The organism is Desulforhopalus sp. IMCC35007, from assembly GCF_005116575.1.
In the GTDB taxonomy this organism is placed as follows: Bacteria; Desulfobacterota; Desulfobulbia; order Desulfobulbales; family Desulfocapsaceae; genus Desulforhopalus_A.
The window spans coordinates 166820-179798 of record NZ_SWCN01000010.1 but is presented as its reverse complement, the minus strand read 5'-3'; the positions used below and the strand labels follow the sequence as shown (position 1 = coordinate 179798).

11 protein-coding genes are annotated in these 12979 nt (G+C 43.8%); 7 read left to right on the top strand and 4 right to left on the bottom strand.

Features of this window, described 5'->3' with window-relative positions:
* Nucleotides 1-472: 472 nt before the first annotated feature.
* Nucleotides 473-1117: a GntR family transcriptional regulator gene (locus tag FCL48_RS12730; protein ID WP_136872657.1), complete on the bottom strand. Its 645-nt coding sequence runs from the start codon at nucleotides 1115-1117 to the stop codon at nucleotides 473-475.
* Between the two features lie 300 nt (nucleotides 1118-1417).
* Nucleotides 1418-2062, bottom strand: a complete 645-nt coding sequence (locus tag FCL48_RS12725; RefSeq protein WP_136872656.1) for a GntR family transcriptional regulator — start codon at nucleotides 2060-2062, stop codon at nucleotides 1418-1420.
* A gap of 329 nt (nucleotides 2063-2391) precedes the next feature.
* Here FCL48_RS12725 and FCL48_RS12720 point away from each other — a divergent pair, with 329 nt between their 5' ends.
* Both FCL48_RS12720 and FCL48_RS12715 read left to right on the top strand, forming a co-directional pair.
* Nucleotides 2392-2817 carry a hypothetical protein gene (locus FCL48_RS12720; protein WP_136872655.1) on the top strand — a complete coding sequence of 142 codons (426 nt, stop codon included), beginning with the start codon at nucleotides 2392-2394 and terminating at the stop codon, nucleotides 2815-2817.
* A 125-nt stretch (nucleotides 2818-2942) separates the two neighbouring features.
* The gene (locus FCL48_RS12715) at nucleotides 2943-3461 is read left to right on the top strand and encodes a universal stress protein (protein ID WP_136872654.1); all 519 of its coding nucleotides are present in this window, start codon (nucleotides 2943-2945) and stop codon (nucleotides 3459-3461) included.
* 81 nt (nucleotides 3462-3542) lie between these two features.
* On the opposite strand, the gene FCL48_RS12710 is transcribed toward FCL48_RS12715, so the two are convergent.
* A complete protein-coding gene (locus FCL48_RS12710) occupies nucleotides 3543-4460 on the bottom strand; it encodes an MBL fold metallo-hydrolase (protein ID WP_136872653.1) in 918 nt (305 codons plus the stop codon).
* A 276-nt stretch (nucleotides 4461-4736) separates the two neighbouring features.
* Between FCL48_RS12710 and FCL48_RS12705 the strand changes: the two genes are divergently transcribed.
* The 4 genes from FCL48_RS12705 (at nucleotide 4737) to FCL48_RS12690 (ending at nucleotide 10036) form a co-directional block, all read left to right on the top strand.
* Nucleotides 4737-5675 (top strand): ornithine cyclodeaminase family protein, encoded by a 939-nt coding sequence (locus tag FCL48_RS12705; protein ID WP_136872652.1) that lies wholly within the window; start codon nucleotides 4737-4739, stop codon nucleotides 5673-5675.
* Nucleotides 5676-5727: 52 nt separating this feature from the next.
* On the top strand, nucleotides 5728-6978 hold the full coding sequence (locus FCL48_RS12700; RefSeq protein ID WP_136872651.1) for an FAD-binding oxidoreductase: 1251 nt from the start codon (nucleotides 5728-5730) through the stop codon (nucleotides 6976-6978).
* A gap of 375 nt (nucleotides 6979-7353) precedes the next feature.
* Entirely contained in the window at nucleotides 7354-8652 is a 1299-nt protein-coding gene (locus FCL48_RS12695) for a bifunctional lysine ketoglutarate reductase /saccharopine dehydrogenase family protein (RefSeq protein ID WP_136872650.1), read from the top strand.
* 55 nt (nucleotides 8653-8707) lie between these two features.
* Entirely contained in the window at nucleotides 8708-10036 is a 1329-nt protein-coding gene (locus tag FCL48_RS12690) for a saccharopine dehydrogenase C-terminal domain-containing protein (RefSeq protein WP_136872649.1), read from the top strand.
* A gap of 97 nt (nucleotides 10037-10133) precedes the next feature.
* Here the strand turns inward: FCL48_RS12690 and FCL48_RS12685 are convergent, their stop codons facing one another.
* Complete coding sequence (locus tag FCL48_RS12685; protein WP_136872648.1) at nucleotides 10134-10970, bottom strand: LysR family transcriptional regulator; 837 nt, start codon at nucleotides 10968-10970, stop codon at nucleotides 10134-10136.
* A 290-nt stretch (nucleotides 10971-11260) separates the two neighbouring features.
* Between FCL48_RS12685 and FCL48_RS12680 the strand changes: the two genes are divergently transcribed.
* Nucleotides 11261-12793: an aldehyde dehydrogenase family protein gene (locus tag FCL48_RS12680; protein ID WP_136872647.1), complete on the top strand. Its 1533-nt coding sequence runs from the start codon at nucleotides 11261-11263 to the stop codon at nucleotides 12791-12793.
* Nucleotides 12794-12979 lie beyond the last annotated feature (186 nt).

The window sequence follows — 12979 nt, the reverse complement described above, 5'->3', positions numbered from 1 at the left end:
AACCACAAAGGTCCAGACTGTCATGGGCAGCTATAGATGGTCCACCGAATCGGTGGCCAGAGACAGGCTGCTCTTGAAGTACTTGGGAGTGAATACTAAATAGTGTGCGCTTTACCCGATTTTCAGGTTACTATATTTCTTCAATTGTCTGTTTATTTCAAAAACAACCGCCGCTCCACGACCACAGCAAATGAACGGGCCTGAACTATCAGAGAAAAATCAAAAAAATTCGTTATTTACAAGGAGATTGGTCGACGATTATTGTAGGTATTGAAGGACGAAGTCATTCCCCGCCTGGATGCAAAAGTTGCTGCTAAACCGACGCTGGTTGAGCAACGGCAATCCTCGTATACACTCCGAATAGCAATGATATTCGATCGTGAAACGTTCAATCTTGTTTTGAGAAGCAGATACACCAAAGATTCAGTGCAATAATGAGACTGGAAGAGATTGCCCTAGGCCAGGGCAGACATCAGGAGGGGATTTCGAGAAATTTACGTTTAATACGCTCGACGTGGCGCAACAAAGCAGCTTTGCGGGCATCCCCAACTTCAATTGGATTTCTACGCAGCAAAACCTCATGGGTGGTCCGGATTTCATCGGTCAAGGCCCAAACCTCCTCAGTCCACTCTCCGTGCCCCATTATCACAAACCATATTCGAAAGGTGAGGCTGTGAAGTTGATTGGAAATATCTTTGAGTACAATGTTTTTTCCGGCATCGTGGAGAATTGACCGAAATGAAAAATCGATCATGGCCAACGCTTTCTGGTTTCGCTGGTTGATCAACGCCCTACAATCCTTTTCAAGCTGCTCCAGGCTATCCAGGTGGCTCGACGTGATCATCTCTGCAGCAAGTCGGCCGACCATAGCCTCTATCTCGAGCCTTACTTGAAAAGTATTCATCATTTTATGAAACTCGATTTCGGTCACCATAGTCCCGGAACGCGGCAGAATCCGGACCAACTGCTCCCACTCCAAGCGACACAGCACTTCTCGCAACGGGGTCCGGCTGACCCCGAACTCACCGGCTAAAACCTTTTCGTTCAGAATTTCGCCGGATTTATACTCAAGAAAGAGAATCCTATTCCGGATTTGATTGTAAATTTCTATGTTCATTATATTCAGACAATTGCCCCGTCGGCCGGTAGGAAGAAGGATTCACACAAGCAGGTATATCAATAGTATTTTATTTAAGACGCTTACCTGTATCAATCCAAAGGTGTTTAATCAAGTATAAAAAATCATCAAAAATCTTAATTCATCTTTACTGACAGCGTGTCTGCAGTAGTTTTGAAGCCGAATAAAACTTTTAGAAAGAAGACTCAGTTATGTCATCTATAAACAAATCACTCTTAGCGCAGCCAATTGTACTTTTGAGCTTTAGCCATAATTTTTTTCTTGTGCCGAAATTCTTGTTTATTTATGCATCACCCCCAGGAATTTCGTCCTTATCCGTTCAATATGCTGAATAAGTAGTTCGCGTCTGAGTTCTCCAAGCTTATTTTTTTGACTATTTAAAACCTCAAACGTCTGATCGATATCATCCATAAGTGACTGGACCTCTTCTTCCCATCCCCCCTTTTCCAAAACAACGCACCACAATCTAACAGTATGGTCGTATAAATATTCAGAAATATCTCTCAATACCGGATTATTAGTACAGTCATTTAAGATTGCTCTCATTTCCCGATCAATTGACATAAGGCGAAACTTGTCCTTGATGAGGAATAATTTTTCACATTCAGAGTGCAATCTACTCAGCAATTGACAGTGTTCGTCATTGATATTTTCTGCAGCCAGGGAACCTATCATTTTTTCAATCCCAAGCCGAACCTGAAATGTATTCATGATTTGCTCGAATTGAATCTCGGTAACAAGAATCCCTGTACGCGGTATGACACGGATCAACTTGTCTGACTCCAGTTGATTCAGCACATTACGCAGGGGCGTGCGACTCACACCAAACTCATTGGCTAGCACTTTTTCATTCAAAATACTTCCTGGAGTATATTCCAAACTTAGAATTCTGCTCTTGATTGTTTTATAAATATCTGTATTCATCTCTGGCTAGCCTTGTTTCCTTTATAGGAATGCACCTCAATTACTCAATGTTGCATCGAGAACTCACTGGAGTTTACGTTTTTGACCACAGGTATACCAGCTAGACCCGCTATTTTCAACCTCATTGTCAAAACCCAACCTGCTTGTTTTATTTGTATTTAAATACTTAGAACAGATTTTGACAGGTAACTTCCTAACAAAGGAATATGGAGAAATTATTTGTTCACCTCTTTAAATTGATGTATAGGTAACAATGATGTTTTTTAAATTCAGTATTTGAATAAAAATTGTCACACTCCAAAGGGATGAAAATGAATCATGGAGACAATTTGATAAAAACAACAAAACAAGATACGTCTCTTACTTTTTCAGAGTTATTAAAAGAATATACGGGCTATAAGGGGACGTGGTTAGAGTTTAAGCCACAACATATAGAAAAAGCTCGCACCACGTTTGCTTATCAAATGACTGACGACGAAACTCCTCTACTTTTCCATGATGGATCACTCCTGCATAATGGAAAATCGGGTCTCTTAATAACTGACAGAGCTATATATTCTAGTCACTCAAGCACGAAACGGATCCCTCTAAAAGAGATACATTCCGTGATGGTTGAAAAACACAATGTTACGGTGCTCTACCTTAGTTCAATGCCTCATCTACTCGTAAATGGAAAATATATCTTGTATGCCTGCGATGCCGTCGATTTTATAGAACAAGTGCTAAAAACACTAAGCAAGAATGTACAGCTTTAAAATAAATCCAATAGTGCAATACTCCTAGTGATGGCAAGTGTAATCTTTGTTTATAAGACAGAGAACAGACACCACTAAAAAACGGCATCTCTGATGCCCTACGTCTCAATGGGGGATAGCTTATTATGTCAAATAAATACAAAACGATCCTGTTTACGTCAAATCTATCCACGACCAGTCGTGTTGCTTTCAAACAAGCAGCCATACTTGCTAGTCGGTTTGGCTCCAAGCTTATTTTGCTCCATGTTATGGAAGGACCTACCAGCACCTATGAAAGCTACATATCTAACCTTTTTGGTCAGCAGCAATGGCAACAAATACTAAAAAGTCATAGGGAAGAAGCCAAACACGCCCTTGTTGGCAAAGTGACTCCTAAACAGATGGTACGAACGGTTCTGCATGAATTCTGCAATGAAAAGAAAACAGAGCCTGAAAATATAGAAATTAACAATTATGAGATTGTCGTCACTGATGGAGAAGTGGTCGAAATAATCTTAAAGCAAGCGGCTGATTTTCAATGCGATCTGATTGTCATGGGTGCAAGCGAGGGCTTATTGTCAGGAATTTCAGTTGGCAAAAACATAAAATCAGTACTGAAAAAATCGAAAATACCGGTTCTGGTTGTACCTGCAACTCTGGGTTGAATAAACCAGTGATGGTCACGATTTCTTACAGCGATCTGGCGAAGCGTCATGAAACCTGTCGCTTCGCGCTGGTCTAAAGGTTTAGGCTGAAAGTGCTCGACGCTCAGCTTCACTAAGACTGGCGACATACTCGACCATACCACGCAATGAATTGCCGAGGAACTCACGCTCGCGTTGCAGTTCATCTGCTGGGAGTTGGCTGATCAAGGCATAGTTTTCATCCCGTGCAATCAACCAGTCATAAAAAGCCAGCACGCGTGATTCAGCTTCGAGATTCCCCGTTGCCACTGCCCCCCTCACCCATAGCCTCAACTGCTGTGAGGCTATCTCCAGGTGGGTCACGGCATCTTCGACCATACCATAATGGGCGAAGATCATCCGCTGTGGGGCAAGTGAGATCATCCGCTCGATCGAGTCGAGCGCGACTTCAAGAATAAAGCGTGGCGGCGTGGTCGGGCGCATGTAGATTCCCTGGTTCACTTCGCCGCGTACTCCGGCAACTTCGCCCGCAAAAAGCAAATCGTCGGCCAGATAGCAACAGTGGTGCTGGGCATGACCGGGTGTTTTATAGCTGCGAATGCCAGTGCCGTCAATCTGTTCGCGATAACAGATTTTTTCCTGCGGGATCGGGATAATCTTTCCATAGGTTTCGGCAGTTTTTCCCAGCACCTTGAGGGAACCTTGCCAAAGCCTGGCCGGATCGATCATATGCCGGATCCCCTCCGGGTGGCAGATCACCTGCGCGGTAGGGTAATGTTTTAGCAGTTCGCCAGTTCCTCCGGCATGATCGATGTGAATATGGGTCAGCAGGATGTAATCGAGGTGATCTATTCCCGCCCTGTTCAATTCCTGAAGCAGATGTGGGATGCTAGAAAGTGGGCCTGGGTCTATTAACAACCAACAACCCGCACTCTGCCAGCACCAGCTGCTGATAAAGTGGCTGAAGCCGGGCAAGCTCGGCTGGTTCAGATCGATACAGAACAGATTAAGCTCCTTCATGGTGGATAGTCCTTTAAAAAAATTTGATCCTACCCAGCGAGTGAGTCGAAAATGGATCTTTTTCAATGGTAAAGATAATTGCTACATCTCAATACTGTATGCTTCTGTAATTATGGCCAGAATACCAAACCCATGGTACAATATTTTCTAGGCATGCTGTTACTTCTTTTATGAGCTGATGAGGATCATTAGTGATGAAGTATGCTCATATTCTTATGCGGAAAGCGCGTTTGAGCCGGATGAATCAAATTTTGCATATGCTGGGAGAACTCTCTTATGGTCACAAAGCAAACAATACCATTTCTTTCTAATGAACAGCTTTCTAACCTGGGCATTAGTACCAAGGAGGTAATTAATGCTATTGAAACATTATTGTCCAACTTGGAAAATGGAACAGCCTGGAGCGCACCTAAGGCTGTAATGTTGCCGGAAGATGGGCGTTACATGATGGCGGCTTTAGCTGCCACTGATAACCCACCTTTGCTTGCAGTAAAAACACTTGTACTCAATCCCCGAAATCCAGAACGAGGTCTACCACAAATAAATGGCCTTGTAACCATGCTGGATAGTATTAGCGGCCTTCCTGTTGCCATCCTTGATGGAAACTGGATTACAGCTGTCCGCACAGCAGGTTTGAGCGCTACCGCTGCCAAATATATGGCCAGAAAGGACTCATCCGTTATAGCCTTCATAGGTTGCGGGGTTCAAGCCAAGAGTCATTTGCATGCTTTTTCAGATCTTTTTCCGCTCAAGGAAATACGGTTGTTAGGTAGGGGGCAAGCAAACATTGAAAGGCTCTGTGAAGAAGCTACTAAGTTGTCGTTATCTTCTGTGGTTTGCAGTTCTGCACAAGACGCTATTATGACCGCAGATATCGTCGTTAGCTCCGTCACGTATTCTACAAATTTTGTCCCTTTCCTCGACGCAGCCTGGCTCAAAAAGGGTGCCTTTGCAGCAATTACAGATTTGGCCGCACCCTGGAAGAAAGACAGTTTCGCTGTACTTGATCAGATAATTATCGATGATTTGAAACAAGAGGCTGCTCTGCCTAATAAACTCTTATCGCCAGAATTTGTAACGGGGGATTTATCTGGTTTGGTTATGGGAAAATTTGTCGGGCGAAGCCAGGACAGTGACAGGAATGCATTTATATTTAGAGGGCACGCTATGGGAGACCTAGCACTCTCTATACTTGCATATCAAAGATCCCTCTAAGATCATTCATAATGTTTTACAAGTGCCCTTTATTTTTATTGTGAGAAAGAATATGGGATCAAATAGAGATGTGATAATTATTGGTGGCGGTGTTATTGGTCTGGCATGTGCACACTATTTAATTGACTCGGGAGTCGGGGTCAGGGTGCTTGACCGCGGAAAAGTCGGAGAAGGATCTTCTCACGGCAACTGTGGTCTGCTTTATTTTAGCGATGTGATGCCTCTATGCTCTCCCGGTGTGGTAACCAAGGAACTGAGTAGGACTCTCAAAGGCGTTTCTCCTCTATATATAAAACCGGAACTGGACATTGCTAAATATCTGTGGTTGTTGAAATTTGCAATGAAATGCAATTCTTCACACAGGAACCAGGCTGCAAAAGATAAGTATGAATTCCTGATGTACTCCATGGAATTGTTCAAATCTCTTTTTGCCTCATCCTCCCTTCCATGTGATTTTGAAAATATCGGGGTTCTAACGGTTTTCAAGGAAGAAAAGAATTTTAAGGCCTCTGCTGGAACCCAGGAGTTTCTAGCCAGCTTTGGACTTCAGGGAGAGAAAATAACCAAAGAACGCCTGGTAGAAATGGAACCTGCCCTTTTAGATGACTTGGCGGGGGCATGGTTGAACAAGGCAGATTGGCATTTGAGACCAGAACTGTTGATGAAGGCCTGGCACAAACTGCTTGAAGATAAAGGTGTCATCTTTCATGAGGACTGTGCAGTTCTGGACTTGAGCATTAAAAACAGTTCTATCGATCAAGTCCATACAAGTCAGGAATCATTTCAGGCAACTGATGTAATCCTCGCTGCTGGTGCATGGACACCAAAGATTACCGAGAAATTGGGATTGAATCTGCCGGTGCTTCCGGGCAAGGGATATAGTATCACGATGGGACGTCCCGAGATATGTCCGACCTATTCCTGTGTGTTGTACGAAAAAAATATGGTTATGACTCCCTGGAAAAGTGCTTACCGTCTGGGTGGCACTATGGAGTTTTCAGGCTACAGTAGTTCATTGGACAGAAAACGTATCGACAAACTCATCAGCGGTGCAAGGACCTATTTGAAACATCCCACCGGGCAACCCTTGATCGAAGAGTGGACCAGTCTCAGACCCATGACCTACGATGATATGCCTGTCATTGATCGAGCTGGTCATCTGAAAAACCTTATAATTGCTACGGGACACGGCATGCTGGGCCTGACTCTCGCCCCTGGAACCGGAAAGATGGTCTGTGATATGGTACTTGGCCATCCAGCGGAAATTGACATCAACCCGTATTCTCTGAAACGTTTCAAATAGAATTATGCCAAAAAAATTTTTTGCCTTTATTGCATAATGGCGAGTTTTTTGATTTTGGTGTTGAGTTAAAAAAAAGAATCGACCTCTTCAACTAGGCCCTTGTCAAAAAATAATATGGCCGCAATTATACTCGGAACTCATAAGGATCCGTAACGGAATGGGTAAAATAGCCAGGTTATTTCGTAATGGCTCCTAAGTACCACAATCAAAAATGAATGCAGACTTTCAGGCATGAGAATAGATGTCCTGTATTTGATTGTTTTGTTTCAATTCATTTGCGTTTGCCAATGAATGCTGTTATGGGCATATAATTTATGCTAATCACATTTTTTATGGCGGTTGTAAAGACCCTAAACAATTCAACGAAATAAGCTTATGGTTGCAAAAATAGCAATACGAAGAGAAGACAAAAACAAGTGGGAAAGGCGTGTCCCTATAACTCCAAAACATGTAAAGGAGTTAATAGCTAAAGAGGGCCTTGAGGTTGTAGTACAGCCTTCAAAAATCCGTGCTTTTTCTGATCAGGAATTCGAACAAGCAGGTGCAATTATTCAGGAAGACATTTCCCAGTGTCCTGTGGTCTTTGCTGTAAAGGAAATACCAGAACAACATTTTCAAGCGAAGAGTAGTTATGTGTTTTTCTCCCACGTCATTAAAGGGCAATCATACAACATGAACATGTTGAAGAAAATGATGGCTCTTAGGTGCAATCTTTTTGATTATGAGAAAATTGAAAATAGCGCAGGCCGGCGGTTAGTGTTTTTTGGCCGCTATGCAGGTCTTGCCGGCATGATTGACACACTCTGGTCATTGGGCAAAAAACTACAATCACAGCAGATTGACTCTCCATTCAATGATATAAAGAAAACCGTCGAGTACACCAACCTCGATGAGGCGCAACAACATTTGAAAGACATTGGGCAACTGATTCGTGACCAGGGGGTTCCCACTTCTCTGGCTCCTCTGGTTGTGGGCTTTGCAGGATATGGGAATGTATCTAAAGGGGCCCAGGAAATTATACATCTATTGCCTGTAACAGAAATTGCTCCGGGTGATCTGGCTGAACTGTCTGAAAACTATTCTCGACACACTATTTACAAAGTGGTGTTTAAAGAAAGTGATATGGTTGAGCCTATTGATCAAAAAAAATCATTTTCGTTAAAAGACTATTACGATTCTCCCGAAAACTATCAGTCCTGCTTTTATCAATACCTTCCCCACCTGTCCATTCTTGTTAACTGTATTTTCTGGAATGATTCTTATCCGCGACTGATCACCAAAGCCCAAATGAAGGTCGCATATGCGGATCAAACCAAACTGATGGTTATAGGTGATATCAGCGTAGATATAAACGGAGCAATCGAATTCACAGAAAAATCCACTAGTCCTGATAATCCTTCGTTTATGTATGATCCTGCTGCTGAAATGCTTTACGATGATTTAGATCATGACGGTATTGTTGTAATGGCTGTTGATAACCTTCCTTGTGAGTTACCCCTGGAGTCGTCACTGGAATTTGGCGATGCCTTATTGCCTTTTGTTGCAGAGATAGCAAAAGCTGACTTTTCATTGGACTTTGAGCAGTTACAGCTTTCACAGGAAACAAAGGGTGCCTTGATCCTTCATAATGGGGAATTAACACCAAATTTTAGATATATCGAAAAATATTTATAAATGAGACCTGGCTCAATACAGATCCACTATACAACTTTCACAATCCGGTAAATTTATGAAAAATATACTTGTTCTCGGTGCTGGCATGGTATCCAAACCGCTCGTTCAGTATCTGTTAAATCAGCAAGATTATAATGTAAAGATGGTCAGCAGAACCTTGAGTAAGGCTGAAAAAAATATTGGTGGCCATAAAAACGGTATTGCAGAAGCTCTTGATGTCGAAGATAAGGCAAAATTAGAGACCCTGGTAACAGAAGCAGACCTGGTGGTGAGTCTGCTCCCTTATATTTTTCACGTAGAAGTAGCCCGTTTATGTATTAAACATAAAAAACATTTGGTAACGACCTCTTACGTCAGTGATGAGATGAGGCGACTTGACCAGGATGCCAAAGATGCTGGCGTTATACTGTTAAACGAGATTGGACTTGACCCCGGTATCGATCATATGTCTGCTATGCGGATAATTGATGATATTCATGAACGGGGCGGGAAGGTTGTCAGCTTTAAGTCTACCACCGGAGCCCTTCCAGCTCACGAGGCTAATACCAACCCCTTTGGTTATAAATTTTCCTGGTCCCCTCGCGGTGTACTGCTTGCCTCAAGAAATCCATCAAAATGGCTGGAGGATGGGAAAATATTATCCTTTCCAGGTGAACAATTATTTGAAAACTATTTTCTTCAGGACGTACCTAATGTTGGTACATTTGAAAATTACCCCAATCGAAACTCTCTGCCGTATCAGGATATCTATGGGATAGGTGAAGCACAGACAGTGTATCGTGGCACATTTCGTATGGTTGGCTGGTGTGAGACCTTAAAAATGATTGTTGACCTAGGCTGGCTCTCAGAGAAGGCAGTAGAGAATTTTAGTGGTCAAACATATCGAGATCTGAGCGCACATTTAATTAATGCAAAATCTAACTCGAATGTTGTCGAGGCTACAGCAAAACACCTTGGCCTGAAGTTGTATTCCACGGCCATTAAACGACTTGAATGGTTAGGCCTGTTTAGCCAACAACCGCTTTCGGATAAATGTAAAAGTCCTCTGGATTTTCTCAATCAATTAACCATGCAGAAAATGACGATAGGCTCACATGAAAAAGATATGATCGTTATGCATCATGAGTTTACTGCCGATTTTCCTGAAAAGGTAGAATCTATCACCTCGACGATGTTGCAATATGGTATCCCAGGAGGCGATACATCAATCGCCAGAACTGTGGCCTATCCTGCAGCTATTGCTGTTAAGATGATACTAAACGGCGAGATCAACCTAACTGGAGTTCATGTTCCGGTAATTCCTGAGATCTACAATCCCGTATTAGACGAACTGGCTGCCATGGAAATTGGCTTCGAAGAGCATTGCACTGAAGTGGCAAAGTAAACGAACGAAGAAACACCGCCCCCCAAAAGGAGTTGAAGGCTATGAACGGGGTCGGTGTTTTGAGGTCTTGGGCAACAGACAGGAGCAGCAGTGCTTTTCAATAAAATTTTTTCTTAACCTTCTCAACGGCAGTCAGTAGCTGTGCAGGTAGCGGATGATCTTTTTGATAAGCAAGGCCGATGACGCGTTCAAGTTTTACATTGCCAATTGTTCGAATGACAATATCTGTTCGATGGCTGGCTGAGTGGCTGGGAACAAAGGAAACTCCCAGTCCCGCGGCAACCAGATCAAGAGCGTATTCCTGGGTATTAACTGTCGCCTTAGAAACAAATGAAACCCCATATTTTCGTAAGGCATAGTTCCAGCTATCCCGTGCATCACAGAATTTACTGCTTATAAAAGCCAATCCATTCAGATCTTGCAATATAATCTCTTCTTGACTGGCAAGTGGGTGTTTGACCGACATGGCGAGTACGTAATCATCCACCCATAGATTGTGAAAAGCTTCATCCTGCAAAACCATAGATCTTGAAATAATACGGGCATCCGCTTCCTCGTTCCAATCTACAACAGTTAAATCCAGCTCCGGCAAAGATAAAATCAGTTCATTTATTATCAGGCCGACCCGCTCGCCTGACAAAAAAGGCATGAGGGCAATACGCAACGGGATGAGCGAAGGACAATCGTGTAGCAGCCCCTTCATAGTGTTAATATCATTGATTACTTTAACCGCTGCAGGATAGAAAGTCTTTCCTGCCTGTGTTGGGCTAGCCCCTTTGGCATGACGGATAAACAACTGTTTATCAAGTTCCGCTTCCATCTGACCAATAGCTGCTGAAATAGACGGTTGCGAAACGAAACATTTTTGTGCAGCTTTACTGAAGCTGAGCTCCTGATAGACTGAGATAAAATATTGCAGATTGCGTAGTTCCATTTTCTTCGTCCTGTCTCTTAGACCTTCCTGCCCTACCCCTCACTAGAAATGACAACATAATCTCCCGTAAAAACAAAACTTTGTCAATCAGAGATATTTTTGCTTGTTAACCGCAAGCGATAGAACACCCACCTATAGTCCCTAGCTATACCCCATAGAAAAAATGGGTATTGTACCTTTTCGACGCCCACACCTAAAGTATTACCAATAGATGAGAGGATCCGAGACTCACTGCGAAGGGAAATTCTCTTGTGGTGGACTGAATTGGAAAAAAAGTAACGGAGACAAAAATGAATTTTTTAACAGAACTCAATATTAAAGATAAAAATTTTGGCGCGTCAACAGGTCTTGAGTGGAACACCACCACCGATCAGGGCGAAATTGAGATAACATCCCCGGTTGACGGCAAAAAAATTGCCTCAGTCTACCTCGCCTCGACAGCAGATTATGATAAATTAGTCACCACAAGCCAGGAAGCATTTAAAAAGTGGCGACTGGTGCCTGGCCCCAAGCGTGGCGAAATAGTACGCCAAATCGGCATTCAATTGCGTAAGTATAAGGATGCTCTTGGCACCCTGGTTTCTTACGAAATGGGAAAATCTCTACAGGAGGGCAAGGGCGAGGTTCAGGAAATGATCGACATTTGCGATTTCGCAGTAGGCCAGTCACGGCAGCTTTATGGCAATACAATGGCTTCCGAGCGAGAGTTGCATCGCATGTACGACCAGTACCACCCTTTAGGCATTGTCGGCACCATCTCAGCCTTCAACTTCCCCGTGGCAGTTTGGTCATGGAACGCCATGATTGCGACTGTTTGCGGCGACACTAATCTCTGGAAACCATCGTCAAAAGCCCCTCTTTGCGCCATTGCTGTGCAGAACATCCTCTCTGAGGTGATAAAAGACAACAAGCTGCCGGAAGGACTCTTTAACTTGATCGTCGGTCGAGGCTCCTCCGTTGGTGAAAAAATGCTCAATGACAAGCGGGTGCCATTGATTTCTATCACCGGCTCCACCAAGGTTGGGCGGCATGGTGCCGAAGTAATTGCCGGAAGATTCGGCAAATCTATCCTTGAACTGGGCGGCAACAACGCAATCATCCTCACCCCTCATGCCAACCTGACAATGGCCCTGCCCGCCATCGTCTTTGGCGCAGTCGGCACCGCCGGTCAACGTTGCACAACAACCCGGAGATTGATCATTCACGAATCGATCTACGACAATGTCAAAGAGGCAATCGTCAAGGCCTATGGCGGACTGAAGATTGGCAACCCTCTTGATGAGAATAACCATGTCGGTCCCCTGATTGACAAAGGTGCGGTAGAAGATTTCCTTAATGCACTTAAAAAAGTCCAGGAAGAAGGTGGCAGAGTTATTTGCGGTGGCTCTGTCCTGGAGGGTGAAGGTTTTGAGTCAAACTGTTATGTAATACCGGCTGTAGCCGAAGTGGAAAACAGCTATGAAATAGTCCAGGAAGAAACATTTGCGCCGATCCTTTACTTGATTAAATACAGCGGCGAGGTCGAAAACGCTCTTCTGCTGCAAAACGATGTTGTCCAGGGACTCTCGTCGGCAATTTTCACAGAAAATCTTGGTGAAGCCGAACTCTTTTTGTCGGCGGCAGGATCAGACTGCGGCCTTGCCAACGTCAACATCGGCACCTCAGGCGCTGAGATTGGCGGTGCTTTTGGCGGTGAGAAAGAAACCGGCGGCGGTCGAGAATCCGGTTCCGACGCATGGAAAGCATATATGCGCCGTCAAACCAACACCATCAACTACGGCAAGACCCTGCCATTAGCCCAAGGAATCAAGTTCGATATTTAGTCCAGATGCAAAATAAACAGGTCCAAGCAAGGACACACTGTTTATGGGATCGGACAGCTGACATTAACAAACTTCCCGTATGTAACCATAATCAACTCTAAAGCCCGGCAAACAAAGCTTGAGCCGGGCTTTTTAAAACCTCAATTCCGCCCCACCTAATTTTTCCGGACAGGAAAAAATACGTCA

What these genes read in the sequence shown, in the direction of transcription:
- FCL48_RS12715 (WP_136872654.1), top strand. Translation starts at nt 2,943, where the DNA reads ATGTCAAATAAATACAAAACGATCCTGTTTACGTCAAATCTATCCACG.
- FCL48_RS12690 (WP_136872649.1), top strand. Translation starts at nt 8,708, where the DNA reads ATGAAAAATATACTTGTTCTCGGTGCTGGCATGGTATCCAAACCGCTC.
- FCL48_RS12700 (WP_136872651.1), top strand. Translation starts at nt 5,728, where the DNA reads ATGGGATCAAATAGAGATGTGATAATTATTGGTGGCGGTGTTATTGGT.
- FCL48_RS12725 (WP_136872656.1), bottom strand. Translation starts at nt 2,062, where the DNA reads ATGAATACAGATATTTATAAAACAATCAAGAGCAGAATTCTAAGTTTG.
- FCL48_RS12705 (WP_136872652.1), top strand. Translation starts at nt 4,737, where the DNA reads ATGGTCACAAAGCAAACAATACCATTTCTTTCTAATGAACAGCTTTCT.
- FCL48_RS12730 (WP_136872657.1), bottom strand. Translation starts at nt 1,117, where the DNA reads ATGAACATAGAAATTTACAATCAAATCCGGAATAGGATTCTCTTTCTT.
- FCL48_RS12680 (WP_136872647.1), top strand. Translation starts at nt 11,261, where the DNA reads ATGAATTTTTTAACAGAACTCAATATTAAAGATAAAAATTTTGGCGCG.
- FCL48_RS12710 (WP_136872653.1), bottom strand. Translation starts at nt 4,460, where the DNA reads ATGAAGGAGCTTAATCTGTTCTGTATCGATCTGAACCAGCCGAGCTTG.
- FCL48_RS12695 (WP_136872650.1), top strand. Translation starts at nt 7,354, where the DNA reads ATGGTTGCAAAAATAGCAATACGAAGAGAAGACAAAAACAAGTGGGAA.
- FCL48_RS12685 (WP_136872648.1), bottom strand. Translation starts at nt 10,970, where the DNA reads ATGGAACTACGCAATCTGCAATATTTTATCTCAGTCTATCAGGAGCTC.